Here is a 20,435-nt window from a genome sequence, read left to right as displayed (position 1 = left end):
ATTCAAATAAAACATTATTTTAAATAAAATAAACAACTCATCAGTATTATTGCAGCAATTCATTTACAAATCTCAATCGAACAAAGTTCATATAAAATTTAATATTCCGAAACTGATATTTTCACGTATCGTTTTTTAGCATAGATTACGTCCATTAGTTATTTTTGAGATCATTATCACTATTAATAGTGGATGATCTTGATTCTAGAAAAGCATGCTTTTTTAGATAAGGAACGTTAGATGAAATTTAGTCGTAAAAAGATAAATACAGTAATTCGCTCGGTAATGACCATTTCGGCATTATTGACCTGTGGTTCGGCTTTGGCTGCTGAGAGTGGGGCAAAGACGGATCTGGATTGGCATGTATTAGATGGTGTTACGGTTAAGAGCACGGCGTCTTTGTCTCCGAATGCGATGACTAAAGTGTGCAACGACAAGATTTTAGATGCGCTGTATGCTGATAATAACTTTATGCCATATTGGTTAGATCCTGCGTTAGTGAATGCGATTATGCCGCAATTACAAGCGGTGGCTGATTCTAAAACACTGCCGGGAATGCAGCAGCGTTTAGATGAATTAAAGAATTTAAAAACACAGCGTGATGAACGTGGCTTTGATCTGTTATTAACCGATACTTACTTGGTTTATATCGATTATGTGCATCAGTTAATGCAAGATCCGCGTCCATTGTACAATTCAAAACGCGTGACATTAGCGCCGTTAACGCTGCAAATGGCACAGAGTTATTTCCCATTAACGGTACAAAAGATCAATTCTCTTCTGCCTTCTTCGCAATTTGTTCCAACAATGGGGGTAATTAACCACCTGTTAAGCTTGCCAGCTAACCCGCTTGATGCCGATAACGTTCACTTCGCTAAGGCGGTTTTACCGGGTGAAACCATTCCTTATGGTAGTGATGTGGCAACAGTGCTGTGGAATTTGGGGTATTTAACTCAGCCGCAGTATCAACAAGTGATTGCACAGAAGAAAATCATCAATACTGGTGTTATGAACCAAGCGATCAAAGCCTTTGAAACGAATTATGGCTTAAAGGCTGATGGTATTATCGGGCATGAAGTGGTGGGGCAATTAACTCGCCCATATTCGAGCTTGGCACGTATTGCGGCATTGAACTTACAGCGTGAGCGTTTTGCTCAGTTGGAAGGGGATGATCCACAAATTATTGTGAACATTCCTGATTACACAATGACGCTATACGAGAATCAAAAACCTGTGTTCGAGTCGGACATTATTGACGGGATGCCAAAACGCCCAACGAACTTGTTCCAGTCATACATTAATACGGTTGTGATTAACCCTTACTGGTATGTGCCTGAAACTATTAAAGTGCAGAACACAATTCCATCGGCTAAGGCGAATCCTAATTTCTTACAGCGTAACCATATGGATGTGATTAACAGTTGGAGTGATCGCTCTGTTGTGCCACCAAGTTCGATTAATTGGGCAACGGTGAATCCGAAGACATTCCCGCATGAGTTCCGTCAAGATCCCGGCCCTGAAAACGCACTCGGTCGTGTGGCGTTCTTGATGCCTGATTCGTTCTCTGTGTATATGCACGATGAAGAGCAATCAGAGTATCCGTTGTTTAAACGTCGTCAGCGTGATTTAAGCTCTGGCTGTATGCGTGTACAAAAGCCTCGTGAGATGGCAAAACTTATTTTGTCTTATCAAAATATGCCGAATTTGCCTTCTGTCGACGATATGATTAATTCCAATAAGCACCGTGAGATTGGTTTGAAGAAGCATGTGGATCTGGATGTGGCTTACTTAACGTCTTGGGTAACACCGGATGGTCAGCTAGCGATGCGTCCTGATATTTACGGTTACGATAACCCTCGAACTAAACCAATTAATAATCAGTTTATTTCGATTCCAAACTACCGTACTCATGAGCGTATTAAGTTGGCTCTGAACGGTCAAAGTAGCTAAGTGGTACGTTTAGTTTAACAAGACAAACAGCGAATTAAGCACACGAAAAGGCTAAGTGTTATGCACTTGGCCTTTGTTTTATTTCATTAAGCATTATATGTTTTAGCTTTTACCATTTTTCGATATTCACTGGGTGTAACGTCAAACTCATTTTTAAAGCGAGTAGAGAAGTGATATGCATCTTTATAGCCTACTTGTTCGGATACCTCGTTTATAGACATACCAAAATCACGTAATAGCTCTTTGGCTGTTTTCATACGTATTTTTTGCAGGTATTGATGCGGTGCAAGGCCGACTTGATCTTTAAATTTACGATTGAATGTTCTCAGTGGTAATTGGCAATGTTCAGCCATACTTTTTGCCGTAATAGGATTACTGATATTTAATCTGATCCAGTCTTGCGCAACGGCAATGGATTCATCGAACTGTACTTGTCCACCAATCTCATAAAAAGGCTGATGATCGGATTTACTGATCTCATGTCCGTAATGGGTTTCAATGATCTTAGCGATTTTCTGACCAAAATTATTGGTAATAAAATACAGCACCATTTCCGTTTGTGAGTTGATACTCTCAGTGCAATAAAGCCCGTTTGCAGAGGTTATCGAAGCTTGTTTATTAAGCCTGACTTTGGGGTATAGCTGCGAGAATTTTTCATAGAAATACCAATGGGTTGTTGCGGTTTGATCATCAAGCAGCCCTGTTTCTGCCAGCCATAGAACCCCAGTTCCTGTTGCAATGATCTTTGCGCCATTGTGGTATTGATTAATTAGCCATTTTGGTATCTCAGGATGTTTGGTTAATGAGGCTAAAGGGTTGCCCCACATAGGCGGTAAGATGATGACATCAAAGGTATCAGCATTAGCAAAAGTAATATCAGGCTGAATACGAATACCTGCTGTTAGTTTGGGGGAAGTAAGGCTAGGAGCAACGACTTTTATCTCAAAAGGGTCTGCTTTTTGACTTTTTCGATCACGTAAACTGGCGGCACTGGTCAGCATTTCCGCACTAAGCGAAATTCCTGTGATCAAAGCACGATGATAGAGCACGAATCCTATTTTCATACCTTTCTCTTTGTGAGCAATATATTAGTAATGCAGATAGTTGATTATCAAATTGGCATATATGGCAGTTATTTTGGCATAAATTAAAGGTGATAAACACTGTAATGCTGTTATTCTGTTTTAAAACAGTGTTTAAATAAGAGTCAGGGATTTTAAATGGCAAAGTTACCGCTGATTGTTGGTTTAGGTGGCATTAATGCCGCGGGCCGTAGCTCAGGTTTTCATAGTTATAAACTAATGGTTGCTGATGTGCTTTCAGAGCAAGTTATGCAATCAACATGGCAAGATCTTGCTGCTCGTATGGGACTAAATACGCAAGAGTCGATCACCGAAGAGATCATTGAAGCAATTAAAGCAAGCACTTTTGTGCGCCGCATTGATTCATTTGATCCTGATAACCTGCTGTACCAATACAAAGCTAATTTAAATACTGACAACGATAAGATTTGTTTTACTTTACGTAAGTCTAAACTGCCAACAAAAATTCCAGATAACTGGGAAGTTGTAGAAGAGGGCAGCAAGGTTCACATCACCGTTAATGGTAATCTTGATGCTCTGATTGAAGATCGTGTCGCTTTTCCTGTGACCAGTGGTGGTAATATTCCTGCTGGCTTTAATCCTGCTTCTTTATATAACTCTCGTTTCCATCCTCGTGGTTTAAGTTTAACGATTTACGGTGCATCTGACGCGCTTAACTCTTTAGGTGTTGAGTGGGATGAAATCTTACGCCATATCAAGCCTGATGAAGTCTCTGTTTATGCTGGTAGTGGTTTAGCCCAGATTGATGATAACTCGCTAGGTGGCATGTTAGCTGCGCACCTTACTGGTGGACGAGTTAGCTCTAAAATGATGGCGTTATCGCTTGCTGAAATGCCTGCTGATTTTATCAATGGCTATGTCATTAACAGTGTCGGTACAACCGGTACCAACATGGGCGCATGTGCCACATTCTTATATAACCTTCGTCAAGGTATGTACGACATTCAACACGGCAAATCAAAAGTGGTGATTGTGGGCAATGCGGAAGCACCAGTGATCCCTGAGATCATGGAAGGTTTCCGTGTTATGGGTGCACTAGCAGAAGATGCTCAGCTTAAAGCACTTGATAATAGCGATGTAGTTGATAATCGCCGTGCTTGCCGTCCATTCTCCGCAAATGCTGGTTTTACCATGGCTGAGTCAGCACAGTTTGTTGTGCTAATGGATGATGAATTAGCGTTAAAACTTGGCGCAAACATTTATGGATCGGTTGCAGATGTATTTGTAAATGCAGATGCAAACAAGAAATCGATCTCAGCACCGGGTGTAGGCAACTATGTCACTGTGGCAAAAGCGACAGCACTGGCGAAAGCGATTTTGGGTGAAGAGGGCGTTAAGCAAACATTCGTTCAAGCACATGGTACTGGTACGCCACAAAACCGTGTTACTGAAAGCCACATTCTTAATGAAGTAGCAAAAACCTTTAAGATTGATAACTGGCCTGTTACGGCAATTAAATCGTATGTCGGTCACTCAATGAGTGCTGCTGCAGGTGATCAGTTAGTGGCATCGTTAGGTGTATGGCAGCATGGCTGGATCCCGGGCATTAAAACCATCGATCACATTGCTGATGATGTTCATCGTTCAAACTTAAATATCTTGATGGATCACCAATTTGCTGGTGATAAAGGGCTAGATTACAGAGCTGTGATCTTAAATGCTAAAGGTTTTGGCGGAAATAACGCCACAGGCTTAGTGTTGTCACCTGCTCAAACGATTGAGATGCTTGGTGCGAAATACGGTGATGATGTGATGGCAAGTTACCATCAACGTAACCAAGCTATATCAGAGATTACAGCTGCTAATGATAAAGCAGCGTGTCATGGTGATGAGAAAATTCGTTATTACTTTGGTGAAGCGGTAATGGATGAAAACTCTGTAACTATGACTCAAGAGTCTCTTCAGTTATCTGAGTTTGAGCAAGCAATTGAACTTAGTGCAGAAAATCCATACTCAGAGTATCGTTAATAGGTATATTTTATAGCAATTATAGAGGGGTAAGTTATTATTTGACTTACCCCTTTTTGTATTTTGGATTTTAACGTGAAAAGTAACAAAGTAATTATCGCGGGTTTAATGGGCGTGTGTTTATCGCTATTTTCATTTTCAGCCGTGAGTATGGAATGTAATAGTGACACACAAGCTCTACCATTATGGGCGAAGAGTCAGCCTAGAACAGCATTATTAAATTTTGTCGATAATGTGACAAACAAAGGCAGCAAAGATTATGTGAAGCCAAGTGATCGTATTGCTGTTATCGATAATGATGGCACGTTATGGTCTGAAAAGCCGACTTATACCCAGTTCTTATTTGCTTTTGATCAGATCAAAAAGAAAAGTGTCAAACATCCAGAGTGGAAAACACAAACACCTTATAGTTGGGTATTAGACAATAATACTAATGCGATCTTTAAAAAAGGGTGGGCAGCATTACTGCCAATTTTAGAAACATCACAATCTAATATGACGCCTGAGCAGTATAATCAAGATGTGATCAATTGGCTGAAAGAACATCAGTCACCACGCTTTAAACGTCCATATACTGCGTTGGTGTTCCAGCCGATGATTGAATTGATTGATTACCTACATGCTCATCAATTTGATGTGTTTATTGTTACTGGTGCTGGTAGTGCGTTTGTAAAGCCTTGGAGTGAAGCGATTTATCATATTCCAGCACAAAACGTGATTGGTACAACGTTTGGTTATACTTATAAAGATGGTGAACTAGAGAAGAATAGCAAGCTGGTTTACATCAATGATGGGCCACAAAAAGCCATTAATATTGAAACTATTATCGGTAAACGTCCGATCCTTGCTATTGGTAATTCAACAGGTGATAAAGCCATGTTGAAATGGACGACATCGCAGAAAGGAGCAAGTCTTGGGATGTTAATTCACCATACAGATGCCAAACGTGAATGGGCATACGATGCGAACTCATTTGAAGGTAAGTTTACGCCTGCGTTAATGGATGCTGCCAAAGCGAATAAATGGCAGGTTGTTGATATGAAGAATGATTGGTGTCAGATTTACCCAACACCAGCGCAACGACGCACATTGCCATAGTTATTGGTGATTTTATTTGACTAAAACAACAAAGCCGAGCAAATTGCTCGGCTTTGATTTATTGGATTAGCTTTAAAGATTATTTCTTTAGAGAAGTGATCTTAGTTGCTTTGTTATTGATAGCTCGACGAAGACGTGCACGACGCTCAGCAGCAGATTGGTCTTGTGTCGGGTTATTCTTACGGCCTTCACGTTGACTAAATGCTGGCTTTGAATGCATACGCTCTAGTAATGCATCACGGCTCTTTGGCTCATAACCGATTAATTGAACACGGTGGATACGTTGACCGATCAAGCGTTCAATTTGCACTAGTGTTAACTCTTCTTCACGGCTAACAAAAGAAATCGCATTACCTTTTTGTCCCGCACGACCTGTACGACCAATACGGTGAACGTAGTCTTCAGCAAGGAAAGGCATGTCGTAGTTAACAACATACGGCAGGTTTTGGATATCAAGACCACGAGCAGCGACTTCTGTTGCTACCATTACACGTGCTTTACCTTCTTTGAACTCTTCTAGAGCACGACGACGCGCACTCTGTGCTTTATCACCGTGACAAAGTACCGCTTTGATACCGTCTAGTTTAAGCTCTTTAACCAGTTGGTTAGCTGTTTCTTTGTAGTTAACGAAAACAAGAACTTGTCTCCAGTTCTTCTTACCGATTAATTCAGACAGTAATTCCGTTTTACGTTCTTCATCAACAGGGTAAACCACGTGAGATACGGTATCAGCTGTACTGTTTTCAGGGGTTACCGTAATACGTTGTGGTTTGTGAAGAATATCAGCAGCTAGTGCGTTCATTTGCGCAGAAGACGTTGCAGAGAACAGCATGGTCTGTGGTTTAGTGCGGATATCGTCAAGGATCACGCGAATAGCACCGATAAAGCCCATATCTAACATACGGTCTGCTTCATCAAATACAAGGAACTCAAGGTTTGCTAGTGAAACATTGTTTAGTTCCATGTGCTCGATCAGACGACCTGGTGTAGCAACCAGAATATCAACGCCTTGCTCTAGGCGTTTTTCTTGAGACGACATTTTTTTACCACCAAAAACAGCAGTACAAGTGATGCTAGTGTATTTAGTGTAATCGCTGATGTTGTTTGCAATTTGCTCTGCCAGTTCACGTGTTGGCGCAAGAATTAATGCGCGCACATTGAAACGGCTTTTTGATTTTGGAGTATCAATTAGTTTTTGAATAATAGGTAGTGAAAAAGCGGCAGTTTTGCCTGTACCTGTTTGTGCAAGTGCAAGGATATCTGCACCACGACGTGCTTGAGGGATTGCTTTTGCTTGCACTGGAGTCAGTTTTTCGTAACCGATTTCAGTTAATGCTTTAACTAAATCTTGAGAAAAACCCTGTGATAAGAATGACATGCTTTGTTCCTAAACTGTCGGCTAAAGCCGATTACATTCATAAACGTCGTTGCTTATGAATGTAATCACCTTGCCGTTAAAAATGGTCGCATATTATAGTCGATTGTAGGTTAATTCGCTATATCAACATAATACAGTTGTCGTGAAGGTGAGAAATTAGAACATTTTGACTACTAACTTTCCAAAGCATGGTTTAAAAAGTATAAAAGAAAAATTGCTTGCTAGTACGTATTCAAGCTAATGCGTTAATTATTGTGCATGGTGTTTGAAATCCCACAAAATACTGTATAAATGTCATTGTATTAATTGGTCATGCGCCGCAAGGGTACGTATTACGGTTTATCATGATGGAAACCAAGATTGACCACAATTGCAGTGGCCGCCTTATAGTGATTAATTTTTACCAGTAAACGAGACACAAAAATAATGGATAAATATAAAACAAATTTACGTGCATTAATGGTACAAGGAACTACCTCAGATGCAGGGAAAAGTGTACTTGTTGCTGGTATTTGCCGCGTTCTAGCCAGAAAAGGGATCCGTGTTGCACCTTTTAAATCACAAAACATGGCATTAAATAGTGCTGTAACCAAAGACGGTGGCGAAATTGGTCGTGCTCAGGCAGTACAAGCCTATGCCTGTGGTATCGAACCAACTGTGCACATGAATCCAGTGTTATTAAAACCAAATACCGATGTTGGTGCACAGGTGATTGTGCAGGGTAAAGCGCTCGAAGACATGGATGCGATTGGCTACAACAGCTATAAAAAAGTGGTAATGGCACCCATTATGGAATCGTTCGATTTACTGACCCGTGAATACGAGACAGTGATCGTTGAAGGTGCTGGCAGCCCTGCTGAAATAAACTTACGTGAAAACGATGTTGCGAATATGGGGTTTGCTGAAGAAGCTGATATTCCTGTGATCATTGTGGCTGATATTGATCGCGGTGGCGTATTTGCTCATTTGTATGGCACTTTAGCGTTGCTTTCTGAATCAGAGCAAGCAAGGGTAAAAGGCTTTGTGATCAACCGTTTTCGTGGTGATATCAAACTGCTGGAATCAGGGCTTGATTGGTTAGAGCAGAAAACAGGTAAACCTGTGATTGGAGTATTGCCATACTTGCACGGTTTAATGCTAGAGGCAGAAGATGCCATTGATATTCAGCAAGTTGAAAAAGTAGAGAACACTATTACCGTTGTTGTTCCGGTATTAACCCGCATTAGCAACCATACGGATTTTGATCCACTGCGTATGCACCCACAAGTGAATTTGCAGTTTGTTGGTAAAGGACAAGCAATTCCCCCTGCTGATTTGATCATTATTCCGGGCTCTAAAAGTGTCCGTAGTGATTTAGCTTATCTTCGATCACAAGGTTGGGATAAACAAATACAGCGTCACCTTCGTTTCGGTGGCAAAGTTATGGGTATTTGTGGTGGATATCAGATGTTAGGTGAAGTTGTGTCTGATCCATATGGGATTGAAGGTGAGGTAGGAGAGTCAGAAGGTTTAGGCTATCTACCAATTAGCACTGAGATCACCAAGCATAAACATTTAAAACAAGTATCTGGCTGGATGAGCTTACCACAACAATTAACTGTTCCTGTAAGTGGTTATGAGATCCATGCGGGTATTACATCAGGTATAAATAAGAACGATGCACCTATTGAATTAACCAGTGCGGTTGATGGTAACAAAGAGATGGATGGTAAAATAGGCATTGATAATCATGTTTTTGGTACTTATTTGCATGGCATTTTTGAACAACAACAAGCTTGTGATGCAATCTTAGCTTGGGCTGGATTATCAGATATAGAAACACCTGATTTTGCCGCAATACGTGAAGAAGGGATTAATCGTGTTGCTGATGCTGTTGAACAATATTTGGATTTGAAAAGCTTAGGACTTATTACTGAATAAAGTCAGAATCTGATAAGTAATAACAAGAAGAGATCGACGTTACCAGTATTGCGTATTAGTCGGTCTTTTTTATTTCAATTAACATGACTTATCGCAAATGTAGAATATTTACTGATGATTGACTTAGTATTAGGAAAGATTAATACTGATAAAATTCGCTATTGCGATATTGTATGTAATATCTACTTTATTTATGAATAAGTAGAGAGGGCTTTAATTAATAAAAGAATAATATCTATTTCTAATGTTGAATTTAGTTGATTAACTACCTTGATAAAAAAAGAGAGAATATCAAGTCATTTCTATCTCAAATAGTGGTTGTTGTTAACTTACGAAACAATTAATCGAAAGATAGCTGTATCAGATTGGCGATGAATCTGGTGTTTTTATCTCATTAAACAAAGAATTAAAGATTTTTCATAGCAATAATTTAGCCAGTTTTACTTCATCTATATTATTGAAAACCTTGAGAAGTATTCACATTTAATGAGCAAATTGATGATCTATACGCGTAATTGTGCGGTTAATATCTCATATATAAAATGAAATTTATTTTGGTTGTTTTGCGATAAAAAGCAAGGTTGAAAATGTAATTAACGAGCAATGAATTAATTAAAGTGATGTCTGTCGCAGATACTTACCAATTCCACCTTATTTCTAACATTATTTATTAAAGAGGCTGGTAAAAAAATACTCAAACTATGTATAAAAGTTACAAATACAGCGGTGTCACGCTATCTTAATCTTTTGATGACGCAAAACATTGCTGTTAAACTAAAACAAAAGGACGTTTCCCCTTTGTATTGTAGCTGTTATTGATGTTAAAGGAATAATATGAGTAAGCTGTTATGTATTGCATCTCTTTTAATGATGATGTGTTCATTAAATGTGAAGGCAGAGGATTGGAACTCATCAAGTATTGACGGTCATTATGTCTTATCAGCTTTGATCAACTCGCCTGATTCTGGTGGTAAAAAGCTTTTCTTTAAACTTTATAAAGCTAAGTATAATAATAACGGTTTCGAACGTTTTTTAAGTCAGTGCAATATTCAAGGTCTCCATAGTACAGTTTCAATGGTTGTTAATGGCAAAAAGATTGAAATGGAAAAGTATTGTAAGAGAAACGAAGATAATTTGAATTATTGGGCATATACGCCTAAATCAAATACTGATTTAACATTTGTTGTTTCACAGTTTAAAAATACAGAATTTGTCGATATCGAAAAAACTTTTGTAAATGTATACAAGCAGAGAGATGATCTTTTCTTTCATATCTCTACTCAACGCTTCAGTGATGTTTGGATGCGTCTTTAAATTTAATAGGTAGAGGGAGAAGTCGATAGACTTTGCTCCCATTACCTAATTAAACGTTATATCTAATTTTCTATGCAATATATTTCTTTTAAATCGCTCGATTTGTCGTCATTTTTATAACGTATTTCCTAACGTAATCTTATTATTCGCTTAATGAAACGCGAATTAGATCTGTTCAACTTGTCGCAAGCCTATAAGTGTTGTAATTTCCTCACTTCGCAAGGGGAACACAATGTCAAAAAGCATTTTTTTATTACGTCATGGTCAAACAACGTTTAACGCACAACAACGTTTACAAGGACATTGTAACTCTGAATTGACTGCATTAGGACAAAACCAAGCTTCAACTATTGGTGCATCATTAAGTAAAAAGATAGGCAATATAAATCAATGGGCGGTCTATAGCAGTCCACTTGGTCGAGCGTTAGAAACAGCGCAGATTGTTTGTGAGCAGCTTGGTATTGATAGCGATAACATCGTCACTGACGAGCGCTTAAAAGAATTTAATTTAGGCGATTGGGAAACATGTTTTATTCCTGATTTAGTTAAACAGAATCCCAAATTACTTAATCACCGTGATTGGTATCTCTCAGCACCACATTGCGAGTCGTATGAGTCGGTAGTGAATCGAGTTAAAGATTTTCTTGCTGATAATGCGGTACCTGATAATGTGATCGTTATTTCTCACGGGCTAACCGGTGCTGTATTCAGAGGGGTCTATGCTGCAATGAGTTATAGTGAAACCTTTGAACAAGATTTACCGCAAAATGCTTACTTTTTGTTAGCAGACGATAAAATTAGTCGCATCCAATGTGAAGTAACAACAGTAGAAACTGTTTGAAAATAGATAAATGCATAATGTTTATTATTGCGTTATCGAATTTTTAAGTGTTATAGTTTCTGGGCTTTAGGCGACGGCTTAAAGCGGGGAGTGCAGAGAATAATAGTAATCAGCGACTATAATCTGACTCGTCACGGGTTGTGCCAACCTAGCTTGCGGTGACGTTAAGTTAGGAAATCGCCGACATGGCGGGGTTGAGGTTCGATGAGATTGTGGAGCTGACTCATCGTTGTAGGTATTCCAAAATCCTACCTCCCACTTAATCATGCTCTAAGTGCTTTATAATGTTGTGTATGCTAACGGCCTTTTAATTTATCAGTTTTCCGTTAGATAAGATGTTGCTTGATAACAATTAGTTATGTGTTCATCATCGGTTCATCTTAGTTCAGTTAGTTTGGTTGTAAGCTAAAAATAACTGCTACGTGAAGTGCAGAACAGTTAGATAAGAAAACAGTGTATTAGCACTGTAGTTCTTACTAAGAATTATAGAGAGAGGCTTAGCCATGAAAAATTTACTTACTGGTTTTGTTGCTGTAGTTATTGGATTATTTACTGTTTCATTTGCTGCGATTATGGCTTTGTTCATGGGTATCGCGGCATTAATCGCTAAACCATTCATTAAGCGTAAACTTGCATCTGAAGGTGTAGAGTTCGAACAACGCACATTTAGTGAAGGATTTGCGGGTCGAGATCGCAAAGTAAACACTAATTACCGCGAACAATCATCTCATAATACTATTGATGGTGAGTTTGAAGACATTACCATGCGTAAATGCTAATCATTGATTAGCTGTAATAAGAGTAACGCCAAATGTTAACGCATTTGGCGTTTTTTATTGTCTAAATCCAATTCCCCACATAAATCATCTTGTTATAAAATTTTCGGTTTTAACTTGATCTCATTTCTAGTGTCTTGATGCATATTTAAACAGTTTGAACGGTACAATACTTTCTAAGCCTATTAGTTGGAGAGAAGTCATGCCGTACGATTCATTGATCACCATTGTTATATTTATCGCAGTCGCAATTGTTATTATTGCATCGTGCGTTAAAACCGTTAGTCAGGGTTCTGAGTGGACTGTTGAGCGCTTTGGTCGCTACACAAAAACATTGCGTCCTGGGTTAAATCTCATTATTCCTTTTATCGACAAGATTGGTAATAAAGTCAATATGATGGAACGTGTATTAGACATTCCAGCTCAGGAAGTGATTTCTCGCGATAACGCCTCAGTAACGATCGATGCTGTGTGTTTTATTCAAGTGTTTGATGCAGCAAAAGCAGCTTATGAAGTGTCTGATTTAGAACATGCTATCCGTAACTTAACGCTAACAAATATGCGTACTGTATTAGGTTCAATGGAACTTGATGAGATGCTCTCTCAGCGTGACACAATTAATAGCCGACTGCTATCTATTGTGGATCAAGCAACGAACCCTTGGGGCATTAAAATTACCCGTATTGAAATTCGAGATGTTCAGCCACCACAAGATTTGACTGCTGCGATGAACGCACAAATGAAAGCGGAGCGTAATAAGCGTGCTGAAATTCTAGAAGCAGAGGGTGTACGCCAAGCGGAAATCTTACGAGCGGAAGGTCAAAAACAATCTGAAATTTTAAAAGCGGAAGGTGAGAAACAAGCGGCAATTTTGCAAGCTGAAGCCCGTGAACGTGCAGCAGAAGCAGAAGCCAAAGCGACCAAGATGGTGTCAGATGCTATTGCTCAAGGTGATATTAAAGCGGTAAATTACTTTGTTGCTCAGGGCTATACCGAAGCATTAAAATCGATTGGTCAGTCTGAAAATGGTAAAGTGATCATGATGCCATTAGAAACAACGGGCTTAATGGGCTCTGTTGCAGGTATCGCAGAGTTATGGGGTAATAAATCAGACAAAGGTAATAATGCATGATCTACCTACTAGAACAAATGAACTTCTGGCATTGGTTAGCAATAGGTTTAGTGTTATTGCTGCTTGAGTTACTTGGAACGGCAGGGTATCTGCTATGGCTAGGTATTTCTGCTGTTCTAGTGAGTATTTTAGTATTGATGCTACCGATCTCTTGGCCTTTGCAATGGATCTCTTTTGCTGTTTTTGCTTTATTCACAACTTGGTTGTGGTGGCGATACCAGCATAAGAAAGATAAATCCGATGCATCTGTTACGAAACTTAATCAACGTGGCGCACAAATGATAGGACAACGTAGTGTTGTTACTAAGGCGATTGTTGCAGGTGCAGGGCGATTACAATTTGGCGATACGACTTGGAGCGTAGTCACTGAAGTTGATCTAGAAGCGGGTCAAAAAGTGGAAGTAGTAGCAGTAGAAGGGATAACCTTAGTAATAAAGCCTTGTTAAAAAAGAAAAGCGCAGTTAATACTGCGCTTTTTAGTTACTTGTCAGTTTTCTTATTGTTATCAGGAGATAAATCTGAAAAATGGTCAGAATAAGAAATGGAAGGGTCGCCCTGACTCGTATTATTCCAAAAGAAACCTGTGAACTCATTTAGCATTAACAGTAAGTTCGGCTGTTTATAGACGACATAGTTGTAATAAGGACGTTTGTCCGATGACTGGCATTCAAAATGGCAGCTATGCTTTAGCGCCAGTGATTCTTTTTCATCGTAATCTGGACTAGGCTGATATGCCCAGTGATACATCTCAGGTTCGATTTTTATTGTTTGTAAAAATTGGCTTTCGCGATTTTCAATATAGGCTTTCGACGCACTGATAGCCAATGAACGAAATTTTCCAGAATCAGGATCTTTAATAAATGACATCATAGAAAAATCAAAAATGCCTTTATTATCTGTGGGTGTCATGAAGTAGTGCATGACTTTGGATTGAATACCCGATTTATCGATATAAGAAGCGTATATAACAGCCGTTGGCTCGCGTGCGTATTCTGTCTGAATCACAGGTGTTTCGTGATAAACTTTTTGGTTATCTATCACGAGCTTTGCAAATTTATCCCACTCATCAGTCGCAATTTTATAGCTAAAATCAGTGTTTTTAATACATTGATCATTTGCGTCTACTGCACACCATGCAGCAGAATAAAACTCATCCGTTTTTAAAAGGTAAACCCTTTCATTTTGTGTGACTAGTTTGCCATATTTTTTGGTTTGGCCTTTGATTAGCTCTTTTACTTTACTTCGTAAATCAGCTAAATCATCTGCATTAGCAGTAACAATTGTGATGTCATTACTACCAATGCGATCTTTTTCAATAATGTAATTGGTCGGCGTATGTGAAGGTACATATTTCATCCAACCGATGCCAGCACCGACAGCAGCCAAACCTATAGCACTGACGATAGCTGTCTTCTTTCCTATTTTTTTAAAAGGGGATAGATTCGCTTCTTCTTGGAAATTGATAGTCTCGCGTGTGAATTCACGAATTTGATAGCCAACGCGTGGCAATGTTTCAATAACATCACCTTTTTTCTTTTCGTTGAGCTTTACACGAAGTGCACGAATAACTTGGAAAAGAGAGGCTTCTGTAACAATACGATCAGGCCAGCCTACTTTTAAGAGTTCATCTTTAGTTACAGGGTTACCATAATTATCTATGAGATACGATAAAATATATTGCTCAGATAAATTCAACTTGAGCGTAGATTCAGGTGTTTTAAGAATGCCTTGGCTTTCTATGTAACACACATCCGTTTGGAATCTTATCTGCTCAGTATTTGGCATCCATACACCTCTAGCTATTGAAATCGTTAGACTTTGTATAATATCACGAAAATCTATAAAAAGTTATGAAAATAAATAGACGTATCTTTACTGTAATAGTTTTAATTTGTTCTAACTTGTTAATTTAAATTGTTTTTTCATTAACCATATCTAATGAGTGGATTAAAAGTTATACAGTTTTAAGCGTCCGTAAAATTGACGCCCTGAATAGGTCGGATCTTGATTTCAAATCTGTTTATTACTGTTACGGCTAGGTCGTTTTTTGCTTTCATTTGGTTAACAAATAAAAAAGGAGCAGTTAATGCTGCTCCTTCATAATATATAAATATCTTAACAATTATTTTTGAAAGATAGTTGTGAACTCACGTTTCATTGGTGGGTTCTGACGCGCTTTTTTAAGTTGCTTACACATATCTTTCACACAGTTGTGAAGTACTTTGTCTAATGCCGCTGCTTTGTATTCAGCTTGTGCTTCAGCGTCCATATCTTCAGGGAAAGTTGTGCCTTGCATTTCACTTAAGAAATCAACACCAGAGTAGCTTTGGCTTAGTGCAACTAAAGCATGAAATTGCTCGAAGTTATCAAGTACATTTTGTGCACTCGCAGGTAGTGAATTCCATGCTTCGCGAGTACTTGGCTCAGAAACCTTGTACACGTTAACCAGCATATCGATGAGTTCAGCTGGTACTTGCTCGAATTTAACAACTTGGCGAAGTTCTGGAGAACAGTCTTCTAGTGTAAAGGTTACTTCTTCAACGATTTGCTCGTCTTTATTGTTCATCTCAGACATGGTTTTTTCCTACAGCATAAGTTTAAGGAGAGGAATCCTATATTTCTAACATCAAATGTCAATATATCATGTAGAAATCAGTAATAAATGTGTGTTTAATTTCAATGTGATGATTGTCGCATCATGCTTATTAAGCTAGCTTTTATATAAAAGATTGACCAACTTAAAGTCAAAAATATATTAGGCATGTAAAATGCTTAATATAACTTACTTAGAAATACCAAAAAGGTATCTGAATGGACCCGATGCACATTTTGTTAGTGGATGATGTTTTCTCTGAAAGACTACATTTGGAACTAAGATTAAAAAAACTTTAGTATGTGGTTAAAGCTGTGTCATCTGGTCAGGATGCACTCAATTGTTATGCGACATTTGATCCGGATCTTGTCTTGTTAGATATCTGTATGCCTGATATGCAAGGTACAGAACTTGCGCAAAGTATTCGAGAGCGTTTTACCGAGTGGGTACCGATTATCTTTTTAAGTGGTCATTCTGAGCCAGAGTTGATTGCAGAAGCTATCGACAAAGGTGGAGATGATTATTTAACGAAACCTGTGAATGGCATGGTGCTTTCAGCAAAATTGAAAGCGATGCAGCGTATATCTGCAATGAGACGTAAGCTGCAACAAACCTCGTTACAGTTACAAAAAGCTAATGAATTACTTTATCAGCAAGTTAATGAAGATGGCTTAACAGCGCTGGCAAATCGACGCTATTTAGATCAGAAGCTGACTGAGTTTGTTTCATTACATGGAAGAAATGGACAGCCTTTGACGATGATTATGCTTGATGTTGATCACTTTAAGCTCTTTAACGATCACTATGGGCATATAGAAGGGGATAACTGCTTAAAGTTACTCGCTGATACGCTGAAGCATAAATTCAGTCGTGCTGGTGAGATCTGTGCACGTTATGGTGGTGAGGAGTTTGTTATTTTGCTAAGTTGCTGCAATAGCATACAAGCAAAGAAAGAGTGTGAACGTTTAAAGCAAGCGATCGCGGCATTGAACATCGAACATGGTTTTTCTCAAACATCATCAAGTGTCACTGTTAGCCAAGGCGCAATTACATGGATACCAACGGGATTAGAAAGTATCGAAAACTTATATCAAGAAGTAGATAAATTGCTGTATCAAGCCAAAGCTAATGGTAGAGACCAATATATTACTGCTGATTACATGAATATTCCCGCAGATCAAAGTGAAAACTAACTTTGATCACCAGAGAGTAAGTTGTTGTTTAAAAAGCAATCAAACTGCATTTTAAGCGCTTGCCGTGTAACTGGAACGTGCTATCTTCTTAGCAAGAACAATGACTAACATTGATACATAGCGTGCGTACGCTATTTATTATTTTATTTGGTGAGTTAGAAAGGGTGAAGGACGGTCATGGAAATTAATTTGACACAAAATCAAGCGCGCGTGATTGGCTGTATGCTTGAAAAAGAAATCACGACTCCAGATCAATACCCGTTGACATTAAATGCATTAACAACGGCATGTAACCAAAAAAGTAGCCGTGAGCCTGTAATGTCACTTGATGAAGCCACTGTGCTTGATACCGTAGAAGAGTTAAAAGCCAAGCGCATGATGGCGGATGTAAGTAGCTTTGGTAGCCGTGTAGCAAAGTTTCAGCATCGTTTTTGTAATACCGAGTTTGGTAGCCTACAGTTCACAAAACAAGAATTAGGCGCATTGATTGTATTATTGCTTCGTGGTCCACAAACTGCAGGTGAAATTCGTACTCGAACAAATCGTCTTTGTGAGTTTACAGACGTACGTGAAGCGGAATCAGTACTAGCAAAACTTGCAAGTGAAGAGAAAGGTCCATACGTTGTTAAGTTGCCACGAGAGCCAGGTAAGCGTGATTGTCGCTACATGCACCTATTTAGTGGCGAAGTTGATTTATCAGCCTATGAGAGCGCAGCACAAGCGGTTACATCTGCTGGCGGTAATAACGAACGTATCGCTCAATTAGAAAATGATGTCGCAGAATTAAAACAGCAAGTGGCTGAGTTACAAGCGGTACTAACATCATTGACGGAGTAAATCTGGCTTTGAGGTGATTTAAGCAATGATTTATTGCACCTAGTCGCCATACACGATTAAAATACTCAACACGAACAGGTTCAGCATTGCTGGGCCTGTTTTTGTTTTAAGCGAGATGAGTATTTGATGGGCAGTGAAGAGACAAAAACGATAACACCTTGGTATGTTTATTTGATCCGAACATCATCAAATAGCTTGTACTGTGGTGTCACAACGGATGTTGAACGTCGCTTTGATGAACATCAACACAGTAAAAAAGGGGCTAAGTACCTTAAAGGGAAAGGACCGTTGACGTTAGCGTGGTCACAGCAAGTACGTAATAAGCGTGATGCGATGGTGTTTGAATACAAGATCAAGAAAACCCTGACTAAGCAGCGAAAAGAACAATTGATTACAAAAAATACCTGCCTTTATCAGCTATTCCAACAAGATCCTGAGTAAAGTAAAGCGCATTATCTCGATTAAAATTCATATTTCTCATATCCCACTGTAATTCTCTGTTTTTTAACAACTAGTGCAGGTATGAGAAAGATTTCAAGTTATATGCCTCAGATCTGGCACTAAAAGTGTAAGACGTATCCTCAACGGAGGGCGTATAACATGCAACAGCAAATAAGTAAGGTTAATTACATAGCTACTAACGCCACAATCTACAAAGTAAACATGAACGTTGCCGACATGGATCGCCATGTCTATTTAGATCAGCAACATACCATTGCTTGTCATCCATCTGAAACCCTACAACGTTTCATGTTACGTGTATTAGCTTGGGGCTTAAACGCCGATCCAAACTTACAATTCACCAAAGGTGTAAGCACGACGGAAGAGCCTGATCTTTGGACGAAAAGTATCATTGATGATATTGAATTATGGGTTGAGTTGGGTCTACCGGATGAAAAACGTATCCGTAAAGCATCACACAAAGCAGATAAAGTCATTATCTATGCTTACGGCGACAATGCTGCGCCAATTTGGTGGCAAGCAAACAAAAATAAAATCAATGCATTAGATAATGTTTCAGTGGTTTTCATTCGTGATGAAGAACTACAAGAGCTAGAGAAGGTAGTTGAACGCAGTATGCAACTTCAACTAACTATCGAAGGAGAACAGGCTTGGTTGAGTGCGTCAAATGCGAACGTAACAATCCTGCCTGAATGGTGGAAGCGCTAATTTTCTATTAATAATGTTTCGCTTAGTGTTGGTGATATAACCCATTTTTGCGATATAACGCCGAAGTGAGTTAGTGGCAATAGTGATTGTATTACCGAAGTTACAACATTAAGACCAAACAAACTGGACGGGGTAGATTTGATCTACACCGTCTTTTTTTTGCTGATTTTATGATGTGATTCAGTATTTGTTATATAGGCTTGAATATAATATTGATGCAGAAGTAGCATGCCACCGTTGATTAGATCAGATAAGTTATTGCTATTCACGATACAATTATCAATATTGAAACAGCATTCTTGGCTTTAAGTGAATTTCTTATCTTTGTCATTATGCAATCATAACTAAGACGCATAATGCTATTTTTTACCAAGCTAATCATCAGTTATTACATTCTTAATGCTGCGTATAAGGACGATATATGCCAAAACGAATTTATGATCTAGCAAAGCGAATTTGGGACTATCACCAACTGAATCACACCATGGTGAAGAGTGATTGTATTTTCGTACTGGGAAGCAACGATGATCGTGTTGCCGAGCGTGCAGTTGAACTCTACAAAAAAGGATTAGCCCCGTACATTGTATTTTCGGGCGGTGTCGGTGAATTAACCGAAGGCTTATATAGCACATCTGAAGCCGAGCATTTTGCCAAAATGGCTATGGATATGGGTGTACCACAACAAGATATCGTGATTGAGCCTGAATCTACTAATACTGGCGAAAACGTGGTTTTTACCCGTCGTTTACTGGAGCAAGAAGGCTTACATCCAAGTAGTTTTATTCTGGTACAAAAGCCTTTTATGGAACGTCGAGCACTCGCAACTTTCGAACAACAGTGGCCGAATATGCCTGCGATTGTCACCTCACCTCAGCTGAGTTTTGATGATTATGCCAATGATATTATTAGTTTTGGTGATTTGATCAATGTCATGGTGGGGGATCTACAACGTATTCGTTTTTATCCTGAGCTTGGCTTCTCAACTAAACAACCAATTCCAGAAGATGTGTGGGATGCGTTTGAGTGTTTAGTCAATCATGGTTTTGATCAGCATTTATCGATACAGCTTTCAGAAAAAGTGTCATAACTATATGTTATGAAGCTTAAAAAGCAAAAAGGCGAACTAGAGAGTTCGCCTTTTTCATTTGCAACTAACAACCAA

17 protein-coding genes and 1 pseudogene are annotated in these 20,435 nt (G+C 38.9%); 14 read left to right on the top strand and 4 right to left on the bottom strand.

Features of this window, described 5'->3' with window-relative positions; all coding sequences use genetic code 11:
* Positions 1–240 precede the first annotated feature (240 nt).
* The gene (locus Q7674_RS04460) at positions 241–1,950 is read left to right on the top strand and encodes a L,D-transpeptidase family protein (RefSeq protein WP_045062314.1); all 1,710 of its coding nucleotides are present in this window, start codon (positions 241–243) and stop codon (positions 1,948–1,950) included.
* Between the two features lie 86 nt (positions 1,951–2,036).
* Here Q7674_RS04460 and Q7674_RS04455 read toward each other — a convergent pair whose 3' ends face one another.
* On the bottom strand, positions 2,037–3,014 hold the full coding sequence (locus Q7674_RS04455) for a GlxA family transcriptional regulator (RefSeq protein WP_045062316.1): 978 nt from the start codon (positions 3,012–3,014) through the stop codon (positions 2,037–2,039).
* A 156-nt stretch (positions 3,015–3,170) separates the two neighbouring features.
* On the opposite strand from Q7674_RS04455, the gene Q7674_RS04450 reads away from it, so the two are divergent.
* Together Q7674_RS04450 and Q7674_RS04445 are read left to right on the top strand one after the other, a co-directional pair.
* Positions 3,171–5,021: a beta-ketoacyl synthase gene (locus Q7674_RS04450; RefSeq protein WP_305421846.1), complete on the top strand. Its 1,851-nt coding sequence runs from the start codon at positions 3,171–3,173 to the stop codon at positions 5,019–5,021.
* 75 nt (positions 5,022–5,096) lie between these two features.
* The gene (locus Q7674_RS04445) at positions 5,097–6,119 is read left to right on the top strand and encodes an HAD family hydrolase (protein ID WP_237156703.1); all 1,023 of its coding nucleotides are present in this window, start codon (positions 5,097–5,099) and stop codon (positions 6,117–6,119) included.
* Positions 6,120–6,198: 79 nt separating this feature from the next.
* Here Q7674_RS04445 and Q7674_RS04440 read toward each other — a convergent pair whose 3' ends face one another.
* Positions 6,199–7,497: a DEAD/DEAH box helicase gene (locus Q7674_RS04440; RefSeq protein WP_023935143.1), complete on the bottom strand. Its 1,299-nt coding sequence runs from the start codon at positions 7,495–7,497 to the stop codon at positions 6,199–6,201.
* 426 nt (positions 7,498–7,923) lie between these two features.
* Between Q7674_RS04440 and Q7674_RS04435 the strand changes: the two genes are divergently transcribed.
* The 6 genes from Q7674_RS04435 to Q7674_RS04410 all read left to right on the top strand — a co-directional run bounded on the left by Q7674_RS04435 (position 7,924) and on the right by Q7674_RS04410 (position 13,926).
* Positions 7,924–9,417: a cobyric acid synthase gene (locus Q7674_RS04435; protein WP_045062320.1), complete on the top strand. Its 1,494-nt coding sequence runs from the start codon at positions 7,924–7,926 to the stop codon at positions 9,415–9,417.
* Between the two features lie 834 nt (positions 9,418–10,251).
* Entirely contained in the window at positions 10,252–10,731 is a 480-nt protein-coding gene (locus Q7674_RS04430) for a hypothetical protein (RefSeq protein WP_023935140.1), read from the top strand.
* A gap of 232 nt (positions 10,732–10,963) precedes the next feature.
* Complete coding sequence (locus Q7674_RS04425) at positions 10,964–11,572, top strand: histidine phosphatase family protein (protein ID WP_045062322.1); 609 nt, start codon at positions 10,964–10,966, stop codon at positions 11,570–11,572.
* 503 nt (positions 11,573–12,075) lie between these two features.
* Positions 12,076–12,351 (top strand): hypothetical protein, encoded by a 276-nt coding sequence (locus Q7674_RS04420; RefSeq protein ID WP_008989209.1) that lies wholly within the window; start codon positions 12,076–12,078, stop codon positions 12,349–12,351.
* Positions 12,352–12,550: 199 nt separating this feature from the next.
* Entirely contained in the window at positions 12,551–13,480 is a 930-nt protein-coding gene (locus Q7674_RS04415) for an SPFH domain-containing protein (RefSeq protein ID WP_023935138.1), read from the top strand.
* Entirely contained in the window at positions 13,477–13,926 is a 450-nt protein-coding gene (locus Q7674_RS04410) for an NfeD family protein (RefSeq protein ID WP_045062324.1), read from the top strand. Before Q7674_RS04415 ends, Q7674_RS04410 begins: the two co-directional genes overlap by 4 nt.
* Before the next feature lie 34 nt (positions 13,927–13,960).
* Here the strand turns inward: Q7674_RS04410 and Q7674_RS04405 are convergent, their stop codons facing one another.
* Both Q7674_RS04405 and Q7674_RS04400 read right to left on the bottom strand, forming a co-directional pair.
* Positions 13,961–15,265, bottom strand: coding sequence for a winged helix-turn-helix domain-containing protein (locus tag Q7674_RS04405; RefSeq protein WP_052679847.1), 1,305 nt, complete (start codon positions 15,263–15,265; stop codon positions 13,961–13,963).
* A gap of 337 nt (positions 15,266–15,602) precedes the next feature.
* On the bottom strand, positions 15,603–16,055 hold the full coding sequence (locus tag Q7674_RS04400; protein WP_008989213.1) for a DUF3069 domain-containing protein: 453 nt from the start codon (positions 16,053–16,055) through the stop codon (positions 15,603–15,605).
* A gap of 236 nt (positions 16,056–16,291) precedes the next feature.
* Here Q7674_RS04400 and Q7674_RS04395 point away from each other — a divergent pair.
* The 5 genes and pseudogenes from Q7674_RS04395 (at position 16,292) to Q7674_RS04375 (ending at position 20,360) form a co-directional block, all read left to right on the top strand.
* Positions 16,292–17,266 (top strand): annotated as a pseudogene (locus Q7674_RS04395) (GGDEF domain-containing response regulator).
* A gap of 177 nt (positions 17,267–17,443) precedes the next feature.
* The gene (locus Q7674_RS04390) at positions 17,444–18,103 is read left to right on the top strand and encodes a YceH family protein (RefSeq protein ID WP_045062329.1); all 660 of its coding nucleotides are present in this window, start codon (positions 17,444–17,446) and stop codon (positions 18,101–18,103) included.
* Positions 18,104–18,229: 126 nt separating this feature from the next.
* Positions 18,230–18,544: a GIY-YIG nuclease family protein gene (locus Q7674_RS04385; protein WP_045062331.1), complete on the top strand. Its 315-nt coding sequence runs from the start codon at positions 18,230–18,232 to the stop codon at positions 18,542–18,544.
* A 189-nt stretch (positions 18,545–18,733) separates the two neighbouring features.
* Positions 18,734–19,273 (top strand): YaeQ family protein, encoded by a 540-nt coding sequence (locus Q7674_RS04380; protein ID WP_045062333.1) that lies wholly within the window; start codon positions 18,734–18,736, stop codon positions 19,271–19,273.
* Positions 19,274–19,694: 421 nt separating this feature from the next.
* Positions 19,695–20,360 carry a YdcF family protein gene (locus tag Q7674_RS04375; protein WP_107229547.1) on the top strand — a complete coding sequence of 222 codons (666 nt, stop codon included), beginning with the start codon at positions 19,695–19,697 and terminating at the stop codon, positions 20,358–20,360.
* The last annotated feature ends 75 nt before the right edge of the window (positions 20,361–20,435 follow it).

The sequence above is a fragment of the Photobacterium leiognathi genome, assembly GCF_030685535.1.
GTDB lineage: Bacteria > Pseudomonadota > Gammaproteobacteria > Enterobacterales > Vibrionaceae > Photobacterium > Photobacterium leiognathi.
Note: the sequence above shows the minus strand (reverse complement) of the source record. Positions and strands in the feature narration are given on the sequence as shown.

Bases quoted from the DNA above. Each gene is read 5' to 3' on its own strand.
- Q7674_RS04460 (WP_045062314.1), top strand. From the start codon at position 241: ATGAAATTTAGTCGTAAAAAGATAAATACAGTAATTCGCTCGGTAATG.
- Q7674_RS04455 (WP_045062316.1), bottom strand. From the start codon at position 3,014: ATGAAAATAGGATTCGTGCTCTATCATCGTGCTTTGATCACAGGAATT.
- Q7674_RS04450 (WP_305421846.1), top strand. From the start codon at position 3,171: ATGGCAAAGTTACCGCTGATTGTTGGTTTAGGTGGCATTAATGCCGCG.
- Q7674_RS04440 (WP_023935143.1), bottom strand. From the start codon at position 7,497: ATGTCATTCTTATCACAGGGTTTTTCTCAAGATTTAGTTAAAGCATTA.
- Q7674_RS04435 (WP_045062320.1), top strand. From the start codon at position 7,924: ATGGATAAATATAAAACAAATTTACGTGCATTAATGGTACAAGGAACT.
- Q7674_RS04430 (WP_023935140.1), top strand. From the start codon at position 10,252: ATGAGTAAGCTGTTATGTATTGCATCTCTTTTAATGATGATGTGTTCA.
- Q7674_RS04425 (WP_045062322.1), top strand. From the start codon at position 10,964: ATGTCAAAAAGCATTTTTTTATTACGTCATGGTCAAACAACGTTTAAC.
- Q7674_RS04420 (WP_008989209.1), top strand. From the start codon at position 12,076: ATGAAAAATTTACTTACTGGTTTTGTTGCTGTAGTTATTGGATTATTT.
- Q7674_RS04415 (WP_023935138.1), top strand. From the start codon at position 12,551: ATGCCGTACGATTCATTGATCACCATTGTTATATTTATCGCAGTCGCA.
- Q7674_RS04410 (WP_045062324.1), top strand. From the start codon at position 13,477: ATGATCTACCTACTAGAACAAATGAACTTCTGGCATTGGTTAGCAATA.
- Q7674_RS04405 (WP_052679847.1), bottom strand. From the start codon at position 15,265: ATGCCAAATACTGAGCAGATAAGATTCCAAACGGATGTGTGTTACATA.
- Q7674_RS04400 (WP_008989213.1), bottom strand. From the start codon at position 16,055: ATGTCTGAGATGAACAATAAAGACGAGCAAATCGTTGAAGAAGTAACC.
- Q7674_RS04390 (WP_045062329.1), top strand. From the start codon at position 17,444: ATGGAAATTAATTTGACACAAAATCAAGCGCGCGTGATTGGCTGTATG.
- Q7674_RS04385 (WP_045062331.1), top strand. From the start codon at position 18,230: ATGGGCAGTGAAGAGACAAAAACGATAACACCTTGGTATGTTTATTTG.
- Q7674_RS04375 (WP_107229547.1), top strand. From the start codon at position 19,695: ATGCCAAAACGAATTTATGATCTAGCAAAGCGAATTTGGGACTATCAC.